The following is a 19158-nucleotide window of genomic DNA, read 5'->3' as shown; positions in this document are numbered from 1 at the left end:
TGGTTTATCTTCGGAAAGAAAGGGTGAAAACACTTCCTGCACCGGTTTGTGATTTGACGGTGATATTGCCTTTATGGAGGGTCATGATTTGTTTACACAGGCTGAGACCGATACCCGAGCCTCCGGATTTGGTTGTGAAAAAAGGAACGAAGATTTTATCCAAAGCTTCAGGGACGATGCCCGGTCCGTTGTCCTCGACGTGGATGGTGATCTGAGTGGTGTCGGATTGGGTGGTGATGCGGATCAGGGGAGCCGGTATATCCCGACAGGCTTCTTCGGCATTTCGGATGAGATTGAGGAGTACCTGTTCGATCTGGGTACGGTCGGCTTGGATTTGCAGACGGGGATCGTGACAAATAAATTCACAGGGAATAACAGAGGTCGCATGGAGTTTCCGAAGACCGGTGAATAATTCTTCCAGCGAGAGCGGGACTAATTCGGGAGCCGGGATACGGGTAAGTTTCCGGTAATTTTGTACAAATTCGAGTAATCCCTTACTACGCCGGTGGATCGCTTCTAAAGCCTGGAGCATGACCGGTGAGGTCGCATCTTCGGTCGTTGTCCGGGCAACCCGTTCCGTCAGGGTTTCGGATAGAGAAATGATGGGGGCCAGGGAGTTCATGATTTCATGGGTCAGCACCCGGATCAGTTTTTGCCAGGCTTCGATTTCATTGTTTTCCAGTACCGAATGAATGTTTTTCAGGCTGATCAATAATAATTCTTTGCCCTGTATTCTGAAAATGACCGGATTCAGAGCGATTTCACGGACACGCCCGGATTGTTCCAGACGCAGAATATGAGTTTCTCCGGGGATAAGCCGCAGCAATAGGTCGGGTAAGTCAGGGGTAATCGCTGCCAGTTCTGAAAGTTGGCGAAGGCTGGTCAGGCCGAATTCCCGAAGCACGGTTTTATTATACCATTCGATGGTGCCGTTCCGGTTGAGGACCAATATGCCCGAATCGATGGTACTCAACAAGGTATTATAATATAGGTGTTGTTCTTCGAGGGTGTACATTTTTTCCCGGAATTGCTTTAAAGCTTGTTCCATCGCCTGCGTTAACCGAGGGTCTGCCTGTTTTTTACTCCCCGGACGGAAAGATAACGAAAAATCTGAAAAACGGATAGCCGTAATGAGCCGCATGACCATTTCGGTCAACTTTTGTTGCTGCTTGTCGATATGGAGGATAAACAGGAGAATGACGAAAAAAGTAAAGAGCGAACAAAACCAAAGCGATTTCATCAATAGGCTTCCCAACAAAACAGAAAGGAAGACCAACGATCCGCTTTGTAAGAGTAAGATCAGACGGGAGTTTTGGAAAGATTTCATCAGATTTCGTATTTTTCCAGTTTACGGTAAAGGGCAAAACGGGTGATGCCCAGCATTTCGGCAGCCCGGCTGATATTACCTTCACATTTTTTCATCGCTTTCTCTATCGCTTTTTGTTCCAATTCCATCAGGTTTAAGGTTTCCAGGTCACCGGTAGTACTACTATATGGGGGACGTAACATAAAATTGTCCGGTTCTAACAGCTTGCCCGGGGCCAGGATAACGGCCCGTTCGACAGCATGCTGTAATTCCCTTACATTACCCGGCCAATTGTATTGGAGCAATTTTTGTTGGGTGTCTCGTGTAAAGCCGGTAATTTCTTTTTTGTATTTATAGCAATAGCGGTTGAGAAAATGCCGGGCCAGGAGTAAAATATCCTTTCCCCGTTCCCGGAGGGGAGGAATCGGGATTTCGATGGTATTGATGCGGTAAAGAAGGTCCTGGCGGAATTTTCCTGTAGTGACCATATTGTGGATATCGGCATTGGTGGCACAGATCAAACGGATATCGATGTTTTTAGGCTGAGTAGAACCTAAACGGGTGATTTGACGTTTCTCGATCGCTGTCAATAGCCGGGCTTGCATGGGAAGCGAGAGATTTCCGATTTCGTCCAGAAACAGGGTTCCCCCCGAGGCGGTTTCCATACGTCCTGCTTTGTCTTTCCGGGCATCGGTGAAAGCTCCTTTTTCGTAACCGAAAAGCTCGCTTTCGAATAAGGTTTCCGGGATTGCCCCCAGGTCGATCGGGACAAAAGGAGCTCCGTTGCGGGGAGAGTTTTGGTAAATGGCTCTGGCTATCAGGTCTTTCCCCGTACCGTTTTCACCCAATAGAAGAATGTTGGCGTCGGTGCCCGAGATCTTTTTGATGGTGTGAATTACTTCCAGTATGGCCGGCGATTCACCGATGATTTCTACTCCTTCGTCCGGAGCGGAAAGGGCTGTCAGCTGCTCTTTCAAAGCCACTACTTCGGTCCGGGTTTGGCGGAGACGGATAGCCGAGGAAATGGTGGCCAGCAGTTTTTCGGTTTCCCAGGGTTTAGGAATAAAATCGATCGCGCCGGCACGAATAGCTTTCACGGCTTTCTCGGTGTCGGCATATGCGGTGATAAACAACACGACGGCTTGCGGGTCTTTTTGTAAAATTTTTTCCAGCCATAGAAAGCCTTCTTGTCCACTGCTGGCATCCCGGCTGAAATTCATGTCCAGTAAGATAATGTCCGGGTTGAAATTGTCCATAAAATATTCTATACGCGCAGGAGAAGTAGTGACCTTTATTTTTTCCACATAAGGCTCTAATAATAGATTCAAAGCAAAAAGCACATCTTCATTATCGTCTACAATCAGAATTTTTCCATCCATGGTTTTAGGATTGAACAGGTGTTGTTATTCATTTCAAACAAATGTAGGAATAATATTTACAGCTTGTATGTGCGGATTCGAACATTTTTTGTGCGGATATGCACATCTATTTTATCGCTTTTGTTTTGTAAGTTGTTGATTATTATATTATTTTGTTTATGGCACGTTGTTTGCCTCCCTGATTTGTAAAAAGAAACCTATGAACCTGAAATTATGCTATATCACAGGATGGTCATTACTGGTAGCTACCGGGCTTTCGGCCCAGAATAGGGGCGATCTTGCGGTTAAAGTAGCCCGGGATAGCGGTCAGGTGATCGAATTGACTTTGCAGGAGGCTGTCGACATGGCCCGTACAAATTCACCCTCGGCAGTATCTGCCCGTCACACTTTCCGTTCGGCTTATTGGAGTTATCGTTCTTTTCGGGCGAATTATCTGCCTTCATTGACGTTTTCGTCTAATCCCGATCTGACACGAACGATTAGTAAAGTCACCTTGGGGGATGGTTCGGAGAAATACGTCAGTCAGAATATGTTGACGGTAGACGGTGAATTGTCGATTTCCCAAAATGTCTCCCTGACCGGAGGTAGTTTTTTTGTACAGAGTTCGTTACAACGGATGAAATTGTTCGATTCTAATTCGGTATCCTTCCGTTCTTCCCCGATTATTATCGGTTATAGCCAATCCTTGTTCGGATACAATAGCCTGAGATGGGACCGCCGGATCGAACCGGTACGTTATCGGGAGGCGAAAAAGGCCTATGTGGAATCGCTCGAGCTGGTATCTGCTGAAACGGTGAATAAATTTTTCGCTTTGGCACAGGCTCAGAGTAATTACGATATGGCCCGGTTCAATTACAATAATGCGGATACTCTGTATAAATTCGGTAAAGGTAGGTATGAGATCGGACGGATCACAGAAAACGAACTTTTACAGTTGGAGATCAATCGGTTGAACGAATCGACCAACGTGATGGATGCTTCCATTGAAATGGACAACTGCCGTCAGGCTTTGTGTGTGTATTTGGGTCTGGATAAAAATGTTATTCTGAAAGTCCGGGTAAATGTCGAAGTTCCCCGGATCCGGGTGAATCCGGAGCAAGCCTACGAATTATTCAACCGTAATAGTCCCGATATAGATGATCTCGAACGGCAATTATTAGAAAGTAAGAGTGGTGTGGCACAGGCCAGGGCGAATGCCGGATTGAAGGCCGATCTGTATGTGCAGTGCGGATTGTCACAGACGGGGACCACTTTTAACCAGGCCTATACAAATCCCAACGATCAGCAACAGGTTCGTGTCGGGATTTCCTTACCGATCCTCGACTGGGGCCGTGGACGCGGACGGGTGAAAGTGGCGAAATCCAGGGAAGAATTGGTGAAAATACAGGTGGAACAACAACGGAACAACCTGGAAATGAATGTCCGTAAATTGGTATTACAATTCAACTTGCAGGCCGAACGGGTACAGATTGCTATGAAAACAGACCAGACAGCCCGCCGCCGCCATGAGGTGGCCCGTAAACTGTACTTATTGGGAAAATCCACTATTCTCGACTTGAATGCATCGGTCACCGAGAAAGACAGTGCCAGCCGTAATTTCCTTTATGCTTTGAGTAATTACTGGAATTTGTATTATATGCTCCGGAGTATGACGCTCTATGATTTTGCCCGCCATTCGGAGATCAGTGTAGATTATAAAAAACTTGAAAATTAAATAGTATGGACCGGATTCTTGAAAAAAAACCTTTTATCATCCGCTATCGGAACTATCTGATTGCCGGTGTCGTTTTTCTCGCCTTTTTGATTTACGTGGTCGTAAATTCGATGGGAGGACGCAAGCTTCGTACAGAGGCCGATAAACTGTCGATCGAAACGGTGAGACAAGATAAATTCCTGGAGTATGTGGATGCCGAAGGGATTGTACAACCGATCCTGACGTTGAAAGTAAATACCCGTGAAGGGGGAAGTGTCGATAAGATCATCGGCGAAGAAGGGGTGATGCTGGAAAAAGGAGATACTATCCTGGTACTGACCAATCCGGAACTGATCCGTTCTATCGACGACCAAAGGGATGATTTGGATAAACAAATTACTGCATTCCGCGAGAAAGCGATCGAGATGGAACAAAAAAGCCTGAATTTGAAACAACAGGTATTACAGGCCGCTTATGAATTGGAGCGCCTCGAAAAAAGCTATGTTTTGGATCAGGAAGAATATAAGATGGGAGTGAAAAGCAAGGCGCAGCTCGAAGTTGCCCGGGATGAGTACGAATATAAAAAGAAAAGTACGGCTTTACAACTCGAGGGATTACAGCACGATTCTACCGTGACGGTGATCCGGAAAGAATTGATGCAAGGCGATCTCGAACGCGAAAAGAAAAAATTTGCCCGGGCCTGTGAACGTCTGGATAAATTGGTGGTCAGAGCTCCCGTGAAGGGACAACTGAGCTTTGTCAAAGTGACCCCGGGACAACAGGTAGGCCCGAATGAAAGCATTGCCGAGATCAAAGTGCTCGACCAGTTTAAAATCCACACTTCTCTAAGCGAATATTACATCGACCGGATTACTACCGGACTACCCGCCACCGTCAATTATCAGGATGAAAAATATCCGCTGAAAATTACCCGGGTGGTTCCTGAGGTGAAGGATCGTACCTTTGATGTCGATTTGGTATTTTGTGAAAAGATGCCCGATAATGTACGCATCGGGAAAAGCTACCGGGTACAGGTCGAACTGGGACAGCCCGAAGATGCCGTCGTTATTCCGAAAGGCAATTTCTTCCAGTATACGGGAGGACAATGGATCTACAAATTGGACGAATCCGGTAACAGAGCGGTGAAAGTACCCATTACGGTAGGCCGGCAGAATCCGCGTCAATATGAGATTATCGAAGGATTGAAAGCAGGGGATCGGGTGATCACCTCGGGTTACGATACTTTTGGAGATGCCGAAGAATTGATTCTCAAATGATAAAAGAGCAGGCAGGCATGTTGAGACAGGATTTGTAGATCGTCTGGCGGTGGCTCTGCAAATGGACAGGGCTGTCGGTAGCGATCCTGCAAGGGCCCTGAAAGAAGGAAAGTAGAAATTACAGAAAATTGAATAAAGAGATGAGTTGTCATGGACTGAAAATGGCATACCGGAATTTATTGAAGTACAAGTTACAATCGGTGATTTGTGTACTCGGGTTAGCCGGAGGATTATCCTGCTTTACGGTATGTAATTATATGTTGAGGAAAGAGTTGGCCTGGAATAAACAGTTACCCCATTACGGGGAGACTTATAAATTGGTCACTATCCGGGAAAATGGGGAGGTCGACGGGTTGGTCAGCCTGGATCTGGCTGAACAGTTGAAACAGGAGTTTCCTGAGATTGAAAAATCGGTATATTATGTCGGTATGTCCGGGGTCAGCGATAAATTATGTGTCGTCGGGCAGGAAAATGGGAAACAGACAGCTGCGAAGGCTTTCTTTGTGCTGACGGATAGTTCTTTTTTCGATTTTTATGATTTTCGGCTGACGGCGGGGAATGGGGAGAAATTGAAAAAGCAACCCGATGTTTTGATACTGACATCCGAAGGGGCCGATAAAATTTTCGGTACTTCGGAAGCGGTCGGAAAGAGTTTTACAGAAGTAAATGATTTTAAGAATACTGAGCGTTCCTGGACTGTGGCGGCGATGATGGAAAATTTTCCGCATCGTACGGATTTTCAGTATGGGGACGGGGTGGTCCTGAATTCCGATGTATTGCGTCAGGCCCGATACAGGGATTATGTTTTCGTATACTATCGCTTGCGGGAGGGGACTTCCTATGAATTGCTGAACCGTAAAATCGGTGTTTATATGGAGAAACATCCGGAGTGGAGGGGAAATACACCTTTGACTGTGAAAGTTTATCCTTACAAAGACTATAAGAAACTGACCGGGAAGCCTCTATTGAGTAAGGCGGGATTGATATTTTCCGGGATCGGGTTGCTGGTCTTGCTGACAGCGCTGTTCAATTTCCTGTTGTTTACGGCCGGCAGGATGTTCAACCGCAGGAAAGAACTGGGTATCCGGGAACTCCACGGAGCGACATCAGGGAGGCTGCTTCAGCTGTTTATGGTCGAAATAACCCTGACTTTGCTCATCACCGGAGTGATAGCGGCGGCCATGCTGGAACTGATTTCGATGTATTTTGCCGGGGAATGGACCTATTATATGAATTTTTCCGAGGGTGGGAGTTGGGTGATTAAAATGGGAGGTGATTTAGCCGAATACCTGATCGGAGTGTGGCTGTTGATGTTGGTTGTCGGATACGGAATTATCCGGCAGGTACGGCAAGCGACTATGTTACGTAATTTACAAGGAGGAGGGATTGCTTACCGTGCCCGTATGCAGACAGTGCTATTGGGAATCCAACTGGTCATTTGTATGTTCCTGATCGGTCTCTCCTGGTTTATGCAGAATCAGCAAAAAGCCTTGGAAAGCCAGATGGCCGGGGGGATGACCCGGGCGGAGATGGAGCGTATTTATGCCTTTAATCTGAATGGTGAGAGTCTCGAGCCGATCCGGAAACAAATGCGCGATATGCTGGCGGCGAATCCCTATGCCGAAGAATGGTGCCGGAGTGGTACCGGATTACTCGCTCCCTGGATGATGTATCCCAAAGGCTATCGGATAGAAGGTGTGGAGGAAGAGAAAGAAGTGACGTTGAACTATAATTGTGTCGACCCGAACTATACCGATTTTATCCATGCGAAAATGGAGGAAGGGCGTTTTTTCAAGACCGGTGAACCTTATGTGATGGTCGTTAACCGGGCATTTGCCGATTGGCTGGGTGAAAATCCGATCGGAAAGTCTGTGACTATCGATGGGATGATGGGAGTGATTACTTACCGGATTATCGGTATCATGGAGAATCTTTTACCCGTAGGAAACGAACCCCGGATCATACCGGGAATTTATCTGCCTTTCCCGGAAGGTTATATCAACGAAACGCTTTATGTGAAATTCAGGCCGGGATATGTTCAGCAAGGGATACAGCCATTGAAAGATAAAGTGCAAGCTCAGTTGAGTTCGTTTACCCCTCTATATATTGAAAATCTTTGGGTAGATATGGAAGGTTATTTAAGTAAGGTGATCGAACTCGGCAGTATGATCTTTTGGCTGGCTGTTTTTTGTATACTGATCAGTGCTTTGGGTGTGTATTCGGCAATGATGCTGGCCGTGGAAAAACGAAGCCGGGAGATGGCTATCCGTAAAATCAACGGAGCTGCTTTGACGGATATTGCCGGAATCTTTTGTCTGCATTATCTGAAACTCTTGATCTTTGCCGCCTGTATCGCTTTTCCGCTGATATACGGGACGATGCACCGGTGGCTGGAAGAATATAGCCACCGGATCACGTTGAGACCGGATGTGTTTGCTGCGATTTTTATTCTGATGATGATCATTATGCTGTTGACAATCGGGTCTCAATTGCTGAAAATCATCCGGGTGAATCCGACCGAGGTATTGAAAAACGATTGAAGATATTATTTTTTGTGATTGGTATGAAATTATGATTCGACACATTTTGATTGTTGCCTGGCGCAATATCTGTAAATATAAAGTATCGGCCGGAATTGCGGTAGTCGGTCTGGCGATGGGATTACTCTGTTTTGTATTGTGTAATTTTTGTGCCCGTTTGTTCTTTTCGATAGATAAGGTCTTCCCTAACTATGACCGGATGGCGGAGATACAGATCAAGGTAGGAGAAGGCGGGGAGTTGCAGGATTATTTTGCCGGGACACCGCCGACTTTGGCCGGGGATATGGAAACGGCTTTTCCGGGACAGATCGAGTGTTGTACGGCAGTATCCTATGGGGGACAAATGAATGTAACCTTCGAACGCGGAGAGAAAAAACCTTTGGTCTGTATGCTTTATACGATCGAGGTCGACAGCAACTTTCAGAAGGTTTTCTCGGTGCAACTGACCGAAGGAAATTGGAGGCAGTTGTTCCGGCAAAAGAATGCTGTAGTATTGAGCCGGTCTGCTGCACGTCGGATTTTTGGAAAACAAAATCCGGTCGGTAAGGTATTCCATCCGAATAAATTGACAAGAAGGTCCGAAAGAAATTATACTCCGGAAGAATTGACCGCTATCGATTATGTGGTGTCGGGAGTGATGGAGGATTTGCCGGTGAATGCCAGTTATAGTCTCCTGAATCGGATTGATGCCCTGTTGATTAACGATCAGCAGGGCCGATTTGCCGGGTATGTACCGGGAGAGGGAACCGGATGTACGACGTTTGCTTTGCTATATCCCGGAGTGAAAAAAGAAACGGTGAATCAAAGGATCGATCCCGAAAAAAATAAGGTTTTTGTCTCGGGAATGGAAGGAAGACCGCAGTTATTGTCACCCGGAAAGAACAGTACGGAATATTATCATGATCTCGGCTATGGGTATTTATGCATCGGATTATTGATCCTGTTGGTGGCGGTACTGAATTTTTTTATTTTCATCAGCGGTAATTTTCTGAATCGACAAAAGGAATACAATATCCGCCGGGCTATCGGGAGTAGCTGTCGACAGGTATTGGGGTTGTTGTTTGCCGAAACGGTGATCATGCTTATGGCTGTCGGGATTATCGTGGCTTGTTTGCTCGAATTACTATACGATAGGTTGGATTTTAGTCTGACGAGGCAGGTGATCGTTTTTGAGCCGGCTATGCTGTACCGCCATTTGTTACAATATCTGGGGGGCTGTGTCGTCCTGTTTCTGGGAGTTTGCTGGGGGATTTCCCATCGGCTGAATCGTCAGAGCATACAGACCGGTATAGGAACCTCCCTGAAAATAAGAAAAAACAGATTACGGAATTGGATGTTGGGTATGCAATTGGTGATTTGTTTCCTGTTTTTTACCGGCGGACTGGCTGTTTATTTACAATCGGAAATGAATATGAAGAATATTTTTCCTTTTCTCGATAAACAGGAGAGGGAGCATATCCTCGAAGTTAATCTCACCTATCCGCAGTTGCAGGGATTGGAAACGGCTTATATCGCCCGTTTCGGAGAGATTGCCGGTGTCACCGATGTCTTGCCGATGGATAAGGATTTGTTCGGCGGATACTTTTCGACGACGACGGTTCGGCTGGGGGAAGGGCAGTACCGGGAATTCTGTGAGGTGCGGACCGGACCGAATTTTGCTTCTTTCTTTCATATTCCCGTACTTGCCGGCGAAATGTTTAAGTATCCGGGGCAAAGGGTGGCTGACCGGATTATCGACGGCATATACGGAGGAAAGGTCATCACCGATGGATTTGAAGATATCGATGGGAAAAAAATAAATATCTGTGGGGTGGTGGAAGCTATTCCTCAGATTTATACAGAAAATCATACGTGGGCACGTTTATGGATGTTGAGTGAACATCCCAGGTGGTGTTATCTTAAAGTACTTCCCGGCTCCAAAGCGAAGGTCATGGAGACGGTGCAACGTATGCTGGCCGAAGAAGTGCCGGAAAGTCTGGACAACCGGATTTTTACACTGGAAGAATTGGTGCAGAAAGAAAATCACTCCCAGGAACAGATGAAATCGATGTTGCTGTTTTTCACGCTGGTGTGTCTGTCGATTACTGTTCTGGGGATTTATTCGGCGATCAGTATCGATACCGAAAGGCGACGAAAGGAAATCGCTATCCGTAAAATCAACGGAGCATCGGCTTATGTGATAGTACGTCTCTTTGCCCGGTTATACCTGAGGTTATTAGTGGCGGCGATGGTGCTTACTTTCCCTTTTCTGAACTGGATCATGCATTTGTGGCTTCAGGGGTTTACCCTGCATTTCGATCACGGTCCGGCCTTTTGGATTTTTATAGTCTTTGTGATGGTAACGGTGGTGGCTTTGACCATTGCCTGGAAAATACGCGCGATCATCCGGGTGAATCCGGTGGAGGCACTGAGGGATGAATAAGAGGTAAAAGGCCGGGAGGCTATAGGCTAAGGGCTGAAACAGAAAGGAGAAGGCTGAAGTGACTTGACAAACTCCTCTGAAAGAAGATAATATCGTCTTTCAGAGGAAAATTGAATTGATAAAATCGCTGGAACGTAATGGAGCAACCTTTATTTGGCCCGGTATTTATTTTCCCGGAGGATATTCAGGACTTTTTCTTTCACTTCTCCCTGAATGATGATCTCTCCGTCTTTTACCGATCCGCCGACTCCGCATTTGTTTTTTAGCAGTTTGGCCAGTTCTTTCAGATCGTCTTCCCTGCCTACAAAGCCCTGTACTAAGGTGACCGTTTTCCCTTTACGTTGTTTGGAGTCGAGTATTACTCTCAGATTTTGTTTTTCCGGGGGTAATGTCTCGTCTTCTGTCTCGTTATTGTATTCGTAATTATAGTTCGGATCAGTGGAATAAACTACATGGATTCGGTTCTTTTTATCTGCTTTCATAAACTAATATCTTAAATTCCTGAGATGATACATCCCTAATCTTTCATCTTCACTTCTCTCCCATCTCTTAATAGAAATACAAATATAGAACTTTTTGTTTAATTTTCTGTTAAAGGGTTGTTTGTGAGAAAATAGCCACTAATTTTGTATCACCAAAAGGTGGAATTGAAAAATATTCCATACGGCCCATATAACAAAGAACTATAAACGTATAAAAAATGAATAAGATTCTGAAAAAAACGTACTTCTCTGAGAAGGTGGTGCAAATGGTCGTCGAGGCTCCTTTAATAGCTAAATCCAGGAAACCGGGTAATTTTGTGATTGTACGGGTAGGTGAAAAAGGCGAACGGATGCCGTTAACGATTTCGGACGCTGATCCGGTGAAAGGTACGATTACGCTTGTGATCCAGAAAATGGGAGTTTCTTCTACCAAATTATGTAATCTCGAAGAAGGAGAATATATAACGGATTTGGTAGGACCATTGGGCAAAGCGACTCATATAGAGAAAGTGGGAACCGTGTTGGCTTGTGGAGGTGGTGTCGGTGTGGCTCCTCTGTTGCCGATTATACGGGCCTTTAAGGCTGCCGGTAACCGGGTAGTGAGTATTTTGGCTGCTCGTACTAAAGAACTGATTATTCTGGAAGATGAAGTGCGCAAAGCTTCCGATGAAGTGATCATCATGACCGATGACGGAAGTTATGGTAAACAAGGAGTTGTAACCGTGGGGATGGAAGAAGTGATCGGCCGTGAAAAAGTGGATCTGTGTGTAACTATCGGACCGGCTATCATGATGAAGTTTTGTGCTTTACTCACTAAAAAATATGAAATCCCGACCATTGCCAGCTTGAATGCTATCATGGTGGACGGTACCGGTATGTGTGGTGCCTGCCGGGTTACTGTCGGTGGAAAGACCAAATTTACTTGTGTTGACGGCCCTGAATTCGATGCCCATCAGATTGATTTCAATGAGATGTTGTCTCGCTTGGGAGGCTTTAAAGGGGCGGAAACCGAAAAAATGGAGGAATTCGTACATCATGGCGAATGTGCCCTGAGCGATCGGAATGCCGATTGGCGGAAAGCACTGCGCGAAACTGTGAAAGCGAAAGAGCGTACGATGATCGAAAGGGTGAAAATGCCCGAACGTACTCCTCAGGAACGGATCTCTAGCCAGCGCCTGGAAGTGAATACCGGGCTGACGAAAGAAATGGCTATGCAGGAAGCCCGGCGTTGTCAGGATTGTGCTAATCCGACCTGTATGGAAGGCTGTCCTGTTGGGATCGATATTCCAGGATTTATTAAAAATATCGAGCGTGGAGAGATTCTTGAAGCTGCTGCCGTATTGAAAAAGACCAGTGCTCTGCCGGCAGTGTGCGGACGGGTATGTCCACAGGAAAAACAATGTGAATCGAAATGTTTCTATCTGCAAAAAATGAAAAAAGCACCGGTAGCTATCGGTTATCTGGAACGTTTTGCAGCTGATTTCGAACGCGAATCCGGTCAGATGGCGATACCCGAAGTGGCTGCTCCCAACGGAATAAAAATAGCAGTGATCGGTTCAGGACCCTCGGGACTTTCATTTGCCGGAGATATGGTGAAGAGAGGCTATGAGGTTACGGTTTTCGAAGCGCTCCACGAGATTGGAGGGGTATTGAAATACGGTATTCCTGAATTCCGTCTGCCGAATCATATCGTAGATGTGGAAATCGGTAACCTGAAAAAAATGGGTGTGAAGTTTGTAACTAACTTTATCGTTGGGATGACCGAAAGTATCGAAGACCTGAAAAAGGAGGGTTTCAAAGGATTTTATGTCGCTTCCGGTGCAGGCTTACCTAATTTTATGAATATTCCGGGAGAGAATGCGAATGGGGTGCTTTCCTCTAACGAATACCTGACCCGGGTGAATTTGATGGGGGCTGATAACGAGTTTTCGGATACGCCGGTCTACCGGGGAAAAAATGTAGTCGTAGTCGGTGGTGGAAATACAGCGATGGACTCTGTTCGTACCGCTAAACGTTTGGGAGCCGAGAGAGCGATGATTGTTTACCGGCGCAGTGAAGAAGAAATGCCTGCACGTCTCGAAGAGGTGAAACATGCCAAGGAAGAAGGATGCGAATTTATCACTTTGACCAATCCGGTAGAATATATCGCTGATGAAAAGGGAAGAGTAAAACAAGTCAGGGTTCAGAAAATGGAACTTGGTGAACCCGATGCCAGCGGACGTCGTCGTCCTGTGCCGGTTGAAGGGAGCGAATACCTGATCGATGCCGATGTGGTAGTGGTAGCTGTCGGAGTTTCGCCTAATCCGATCGTTCCCCGTTCGGTGGCCGGACTGGAAGTTTCTAAGAAAGGTACGATTGTCGTGAATGATGCTACCATGCAGTCGAATCTGCCGGAGTTTTATGCCGGTGGGGATATTGTCCGGGGAGGAGCTACGGTGATCCTCGCTATGGGAGACGGACGCCGGGCAGCTGCTCATATGGATGCTCAGCTAAGATCGTAATCGGTCTTTATAGAGAAGGAGCTGGTCCAAAAGTTTTAGCTTTTGTGGTCAGCTCCTATCTGTTCTTTACCTCTTTCCTGATCCGGGTAAAAAAACGCCTCCAGCGATAGGCTTTCGTTTCGGGATCTTTGGCTGTCAGAATCAAGGTCGCTTTACCGATGATAAATTCTTCGGGGATAGGCCCCAGATAGCGCGAATCCTGAGAATTCCACATATTGTCACCGCCCATAAAATACCAGTTGGTACGGAAAGTATAACGCTCGACCAGTGAATCGCCACACCACACCTGACCTTCTCGCTCTTGCAAGTTCAGCCCACTTTCGTATTTAATCATTTTATAATAGATCCGGACAGCTGAAGTATCGATCGGTAAGGTATCCCCTTTACGGGGCAGATAAAGGGGACCGAAATTTATAAAGTTCCAGCCTAGCCGGTAGTCGAATGGATAAGTGTTGTATATTCCCTGCGGATATTCACCCCGATAATTGGAAAGCATCTCCTGATCGTTCAGATTGCCTATTCCCCGCCTACCGTTGATTTCATAAAATCCCCCTTTGATTTGCAGACTATCGCCCGGTATACCGATGCAGCGTTTGACATAGAAACGGGAAAGGTGCATACTGATCCTGTCCCATCCTCCTGAATAGGGAAAATTAAAAACCAGCACATCCCCATTATGAATTTTCGAGAAGCCTTTGATCCGGTAAGTTTCCGGTTCTGTTCGGTCTTTCAGAAAATCGAAATTTTTATACATCCGCGCACCGAAACTCAATTTATTTACCATAATAAAATCTCCCGGTTCTATCGTCGGTTGCATGGAGTCGCTGGGGATGGAATAAAAATCGACGACAAACAGTCGTAACAAGATTGCTATCACTAACGAAATAACGATGACTGCAATATATTGAAGTATATTTTTGATAATTTTTTTCATTATAATCTGATCGGAAACACCGTTTTATTGAACGGTTGAAGTTAACGATAATTTTAAGAATATATCACTTTCCACTATTTTTTTAACAATAGCCCGCTTTCTCCCTTCCCCGTGAGTTACAGCCTGAGGGGACCGCTTGCAAAAAATGTTTAAATTTGAAGAGAGTTTAAAGGAAAAATATGAAAAAGAACTGGTCGGTATGCCTGTGTATGTCAGAAGGGAGAAGTGAAGAATATGTTGAAATAGTGACAAAAAGAAAGGGAGGTAGAATCTGTAAGGATTAACTTGGGAATACTTTCCTTGGTTTCTTTTCCTCCCATGTAGATGAGTCGGCAGTGATCATCTAGTTATGCTTTCTATTGCTTGATTCATTATATAAAACTTTCAAATTAGCTCAGACCGGGCAAGAGCGATAATGCTTGCTTTTTTCGTTACGGAATAAACAAGAACGCTTTGCAACGTCTTTATAGTGAGGTCGGCAATCCTAGGTAACTCAAATATAGCGTTTGTTCTTGCCGGTCTGGCTATTTCAATACCTCATTATATTTTGAAATATGGGTAATTCTACAAAATATTCTGATGTTGTTTTTCTTTTTCTAATAGGTTAAGTCGGTTTATGAACTGTAGGCACGTAAATATTACTTGTTTGTATTTATTTTTTATATATTATTTTTAAATTAATTAATTTCTTTACTGAAATAAGAAAACTGATATAATTATATCATTATTTATAAATGTCAGTTTTTTCTCTTTTTTGAATATTGTTTTTTGTTTTTTCAAAAGCAAAATTATAAAAGATTTATATTTTTGTGCTAAAACAAGTATTCTATAATATTCTTTTTACAAAACTTTTATGTGGTGAATAATAATATAAAGATTATCAATGTATTAACGCTCCTTATGTTATTCTTGTTTCTCTTAGGACAAGGAGTCTGGATCTATCATGTGCGTGAATTGAAAGTTAAAGAATTCAAAATGCGGGCAGGTTATCTTCTTTCGGAAGTGGCGGAGGAATATATTGCAGACGAGGGGCTTAAGTATTTGGCTTATGGTAGAGATTCTTCTTTCCGTAATGGGAGATTAAGAGAAAATAAAGATGAAAAATGTTTTCCGGTAAATCATTTCTATGTGTTTTCTGAGGATAAAATCCACTTGGTATATGATGATTTGTACGAGAATCGGGAGCTCGATGTGAGACGACTCGATTCTTTATTGCGGAATGCCTTGACCGAACGTTCTATGCCTCCGTTGGTTTGTTGGGCCATCTCAGACCGGAATACAGGTCATATCTTACTCACTTGCGGGAAAGTTTCCGGCTCCGATAAGTTAATTCAGGCAGTGCCGGCAAATTTGGGATGCGGATTTCAGCATCACCTGATCGCTTCCTTCGAACTCCCTTTTGTATTCAACGCTTTTATGGGTATCTTGCTGGTGGAAGTTATTTTTTTACTCGGTTTTATATTGAGTTTATTGTGGCAATGGCATTACATTCACACTTTTTGGAAAACTTCGGAAGTAAAGATGATGGGGGCTGCTCATCTAGAACATGAGCTGAAAAAACCGATAGCGATTTTATTGAATGCAGTAGAGGATCTGATGGAAAGTAACAAAGATATCCTGACCGCACGGGAGCAGCTGAAATTGAAAATGATGCGGGTAAGATTGATCAAAATGGCTGATATGACAGATACTTTACTCATGATTTGTGGTAATTCCACGCCCCAATTCAAGTGTGCCGATTTGAATGTCAGACAAGAAATGGACATGGTACTCGAACTTTTCGAGATACTCAAACCCTATGCCAAAGTGAGTTTTCATATCACTCCCGAGGCTGCTTCGGCCTGTCTGGATCAGGTCTATTTCTTTTATATGGTGGTCAACCTTGTAGATAATGCTATAAAATATAGTGGTGATCATCCTTGTGTAACCATTGATTGTTGGAAAGAAAATGATAATTTTGTAATCGCTGTCAGAGATAATGGGATCGGCATTCCAAAACGAGAACAGAAGCGTATTTTCCGGGCATTTTATCGGATGAATACTAGGTGCGTGCGTAGAACGACGGGCTTTGGCTTAGGATTGACCTTTGTCCGGAAGGTGGTGGATACCTATGGGGGAGATATTCAGGTGGAAAGCAAAGTTGGAGTAGGCAGCAGCTTTATCGTCGTATTACCACAATAAAAACGGAAAATGACAATTTTGTATGCAGAAGATGATTCTATGACAGTCATGGAAGTTCAGGAAAAACTGGAGAATAATGGTTATGAAGTTATTGTCGCCTACGATGGCAATGAAGCCCTGGAAAAATTTATTGCCTGTAAACCCGATCTGATCGTTCTTGATGTGGATATGCCTGGAAAAGACGGACTCGAGGTCTTGCAGTTTATACGGCTTCAGGATAGTCAAACACCTGTCATTATTTATAGTTGCCTGATTGATGAAGAAAAACAGATCAAAGGTTTGGAATGGGGCGCTAACGTTTACTTACTGAAAAATTATAGTCCGACGCTGCTGTTAGCCCAAATCCAGCGATGCATTGCCCGAAGTGGGGAGGAAGTGATCCGTTTGAGTAAACAGGTCGAATATGATTTTTCGGCTTGTAACCTGAGGGTGTCGGATGTTGTCTATCACCTCACCATGTTGGAGAATAAGATATTTTCCATCCTATGTAAAAACCGCAATACCCTAGTTGCTCGCGAAGATTTACTGAAAGCAGGTTGGAATAGTCAGGCCCCTAACTGCAGTCTGCAACTCAACAAAATGGTCAGCCGTTTACGAAAATTGCTGAAAGGTGATCATTCGGTATATATCCTTACCGAAAAGCCCCTGGGTTATTGGCTTAAAATCGAACAATAAGCGGGACGTTTCCTGCAATGAGGTTGCAGGAACGGTAGCCTTCTACCGCAGAGTGCCGGTATAATTGTCAAGATTATACTCAAAGGAATAATATCGAAAATGTTCGAAAAATAAGCAAATATACCGAAAGCTAACAGACAACCGCTAAGACCGATTTGTCCGCAGCGAAGGGCATTGTAAAAAGCCGTGATCAGGAATAAGAGAAACCAGAGGAGACCTGGTATTCCGTTTTCTACCGTGATCCGTAAATATTCGTTAAAACAGTAGGAAGTATGGTTGTCGATAGCCCATATTTCAGGAGAATCGGGCGAAATAGAACCTTTTTCAGAAAGATGAGGAGTGGATACCAGTTGGCTGAAACTTCCTAAGCCATATCCCTGATCCGGAGATCGACGGATAAGTCCGACGCTTTGTTCCCATAAAAAAGTACAATCTGCTTCCGGATTTTTCATCGAGGTGTACATCGAGTCTCCGATCTTAAATAGGAGGACAAAAAGGAGTAGGGTAAAGAAAATAACCCTCTTCGGATACCAACGTAATAATAACTTATAGCTACGGAAAGTCCGGAAATGGTAGAGAACTACAACATAACATCCTATTCCTGCAATAAACCAGCAACAAGGATTCATGCTGGCTGGAATTAGAGTGAGCACCAGAAATGTACAGAATCCCGATAACACAGGTACAACGAGATACCTTTTACTCGGAGCATCGTTCGCCCGGAGAGCCAGGGAAAGAGATAACGGGAGCAGACAAGCCAAAAGACCGTCATAGCTTTCAGAATTTTGGAAACTGCCGCTCATCTGAGCTATAAGATGGCGGGGAGCTACGAAATCGTGGATCTGACCGAAACCTGCTATTGCTTCACCTAAGAGGAAGAAAAGTAACCCTAAGACTACCGTTAGCTGAATATATTGGGAAAGTCCTGACAATATCCTTACCGTAAGATAAAGAATTCCCAACAGAATGAGATTAAATGCCTGTATATCTGAAAAATGAGAAGACTCACTGTTGAGAAAAGCATTTCCCATAAACAAAATACCCCATAAATCTTGGAGATGAAAATAAAACACCAGCTGCCGTACTGGTCCCAAATTTTTGTTAATCACTTGATTGCAAAACTAGAGTTAATACTTTGCCGACTCCATTGCAATTTAAAAAATCGCTTTCTGTTATCTAAAAACAAATGAAGAGGAACTTCAGAAAGATTGACTTGGGATTTCTATCTAACTTCGGTTCACTCTCCACCAAATAGTTGCTGTGTGTCAACTATTTAATCTTAGGGTTTTATCACCTACCTGATATTCTCCCCATCATTTATCATCTATGCTTCATTATTTGTTTTTGTCTTTACATGACAAACTTAGAAAAGATTATTTTTTCTAAAGAATGGTCTATGTTCTTTAATATACCAAAAATTAAAATAATCGATAATCTATTTATTGTGAGTTGTTTGTTGCTAAAACATTTTGATAAGAAGGAACTAAAAAAGGAGAGGAACAAGAAAAGTGGGCTTGGGAAATGTTTTTTTCCACTTTTACTATGCTCTCTCCTTTGCGTTGTATTTAGTTTTAACCGGCTGACTTTATATAACTAAAGTGATAAGCTACGGTTTACTTCTTCTTCATCTGTTGTTTATTTGTTTCTACACTGTAAATGTAGAAAAGATCTTTTTAACTAAAAAACAGTCTATATTCTTTAATATACCATTCTAAAAAATGATCATTAACTTGTTGGTAAACAGTGGTATCTGGTACAGACCACTCTT

Annotated in this window: 12 protein-coding genes; 7 read left to right on the top strand and 5 right to left on the bottom strand. The window is 44.1% G+C overall.

Translation table 11 applies throughout. From position 1 onward, the window contains the following. Positions 1-4 precede the first annotated feature (4 nt). Together WS42_RS01180 and WS42_RS01175 are read right to left on the bottom strand one after the other, a co-directional pair. On the bottom strand, positions 5-1327 hold the full coding sequence (locus tag WS42_RS01180; RefSeq protein WP_022160744.1) for a sensor histidine kinase: 1323 nt from the start codon (positions 1325-1327) through the stop codon (positions 5-7). Next, entirely contained in the window at positions 1327-2685 is a 1359-nt protein-coding gene (locus WS42_RS01175; RefSeq protein ID WP_013611591.1) for a sigma-54-dependent transcriptional regulator, read from the bottom strand. The genes WS42_RS01180 and WS42_RS01175 overlap by 1 nt, the downstream gene beginning before the upstream one ends. 199 nt (positions 2686-2884) lie before the next feature. Here WS42_RS01175 and WS42_RS01170 point away from each other — a divergent pair, with 199 nt between their 5' ends. From WS42_RS01170 to WS42_RS01155, 4 genes are all read left to right on the top strand, one after another. Further along, entirely contained in the window at positions 2885-4399 is a 1515-nt protein-coding gene (locus WS42_RS01170; protein WP_022160745.1) for a TolC family protein, read from the top strand. Between the two features lie 5 nt (positions 4400-4404). Beyond that, positions 4405-5655, top strand: a complete 1251-nt coding sequence (locus tag WS42_RS01165; RefSeq protein ID WP_022160746.1) for an efflux RND transporter periplasmic adaptor subunit — start codon at positions 4405-4407, stop codon at positions 5653-5655. A gap of 128 nt (positions 5656-5783) precedes the next feature. Continuing rightward, a complete protein-coding gene (locus WS42_RS01160) occupies positions 5784-8195 on the top strand; it encodes an ABC transporter permease (protein ID WP_195426742.1) in 2412 nt (803 codons plus the stop codon). 31 nt (positions 8196-8226) lie between these two features. Further along, a complete protein-coding gene (locus WS42_RS01155; RefSeq protein WP_046450655.1) occupies positions 8227-10617 on the top strand; it encodes an ABC transporter permease in 2391 nt (796 codons plus the stop codon). Between the two features lie 149 nt (positions 10618-10766). On the opposite strand, the gene WS42_RS01150 is transcribed toward WS42_RS01155, so the two are convergent. Continuing rightward, positions 10767-11099 carry a translation initiation factor gene (locus tag WS42_RS01150; protein ID WP_046404985.1) on the bottom strand — a complete coding sequence of 111 codons (333 nt, stop codon included), beginning with the start codon at positions 11097-11099 and terminating at the stop codon, positions 10767-10769. A 218-nt stretch (positions 11100-11317) separates the two neighbouring features. Between WS42_RS01150 and WS42_RS01145 the strand changes: the two genes are divergently transcribed. Next, on the top strand, positions 11318-13600 hold the full coding sequence (locus WS42_RS01145; RefSeq protein ID WP_022159422.1) for a bifunctional dihydroorotate dehydrogenase B NAD binding subunit/NADPH-dependent glutamate synthase: 2283 nt from the start codon (positions 11318-11320) through the stop codon (positions 13598-13600). Between the two features lie 55 nt (positions 13601-13655). Here WS42_RS01145 and lepB read toward each other — a convergent pair whose 3' ends face one another. Beyond that, positions 13656-14534, bottom strand: a complete 879-nt coding sequence (gene lepB / locus WS42_RS01140; RefSeq protein ID WP_046404983.1) for a signal peptidase I — start codon at positions 14532-14534, stop codon at positions 13656-13658. Positions 14535-15434: 900 nt separating this feature from the next. On the opposite strand from lepB, the gene WS42_RS01135 reads away from it, so the two are divergent. Then, entirely contained in the window at positions 15435-16715 is a 1281-nt protein-coding gene (locus WS42_RS01135; protein ID WP_046450654.1) for a sensor histidine kinase, read from the top strand. 9 nt (positions 16716-16724) lie between these two features. Then, on the top strand, positions 16725-17390 hold the full coding sequence (locus WS42_RS01130; protein WP_013611582.1) for a response regulator transcription factor: 666 nt from the start codon (positions 16725-16727) through the stop codon (positions 17388-17390). Here the strand turns inward: WS42_RS01130 and WS42_RS01125 are convergent. Then, the gene (locus WS42_RS01125) at positions 17366-18421 is read right to left on the bottom strand and encodes an O-antigen ligase family protein (RefSeq protein ID WP_022159419.1); all 1056 of its coding nucleotides are present in this window, start codon (positions 18419-18421) and stop codon (positions 17366-17368) included. The genes WS42_RS01130 and WS42_RS01125 overlap by 25 nt on opposite strands. Positions 18422-19158: the final 737 nt, after the last annotated feature.

Origin of the sequence: Odoribacter sp. N54.MGS-14, from assembly GCF_000980295.1 — a bacterium.
In the GTDB taxonomy this organism is placed as follows: Bacteria; Bacteroidota; Bacteroidia; order Bacteroidales; family Marinifilaceae; genus Odoribacter; species Odoribacter splanchnicus.
The sequence above is the reverse complement of the archived record's forward strand: the minus strand, read 5'-3'. Positions and strand labels throughout refer to the sequence as shown.

What these genes read in the sequence shown, in the direction of transcription:
- WS42_RS01180 (WP_022160744.1), bottom strand. Translation starts at nt 1,327, where the DNA reads ATGAAATCTTTCCAAAACTCCCGTCTGATCTTACTCTTACAAAGCGGA.
- WS42_RS01175 (WP_013611591.1), bottom strand. Translation starts at nt 2,685, where the DNA reads ATGGATGGAAAAATTCTGATTGTAGACGATAATGAAGATGTGCTTTTT.
- WS42_RS01170 (WP_022160745.1), top strand. Translation starts at nt 2,885, where the DNA reads ATGAACCTGAAATTATGCTATATCACAGGATGGTCATTACTGGTAGCT.
- WS42_RS01165 (WP_022160746.1), top strand. Translation starts at nt 4,405, where the DNA reads ATGGACCGGATTCTTGAAAAAAAACCTTTTATCATCCGCTATCGGAAC.
- WS42_RS01155 (WP_046450655.1), top strand. Translation starts at nt 8,227, where the DNA reads ATGATTCGACACATTTTGATTGTTGCCTGGCGCAATATCTGTAAATAT.
- WS42_RS01150 (WP_046404985.1), bottom strand. Translation starts at nt 11,099, where the DNA reads ATGAAAGCAGATAAAAAGAACCGAATCCATGTAGTTTATTCCACTGAT.
- WS42_RS01145 (WP_022159422.1), top strand. Translation starts at nt 11,318, where the DNA reads ATGAATAAGATTCTGAAAAAAACGTACTTCTCTGAGAAGGTGGTGCAA.
- lepB (WP_046404983.1), bottom strand. Translation starts at nt 14,534, where the DNA reads ATGAAAAAAATTATCAAAAATATACTTCAATATATTGCAGTCATCGTT.
- WS42_RS01135 (WP_046450654.1), top strand. Translation starts at nt 15,435, where the DNA reads ATGTTATTCTTGTTTCTCTTAGGACAAGGAGTCTGGATCTATCATGTG.
- WS42_RS01130 (WP_013611582.1), top strand. Translation starts at nt 16,725, where the DNA reads ATGACAATTTTGTATGCAGAAGATGATTCTATGACAGTCATGGAAGTT.
- WS42_RS01125 (WP_022159419.1), bottom strand. Translation starts at nt 18,421, where the DNA reads ATGGGAAATGCTTTTCTCAACAGTGAGTCTTCTCATTTTTCAGATATA.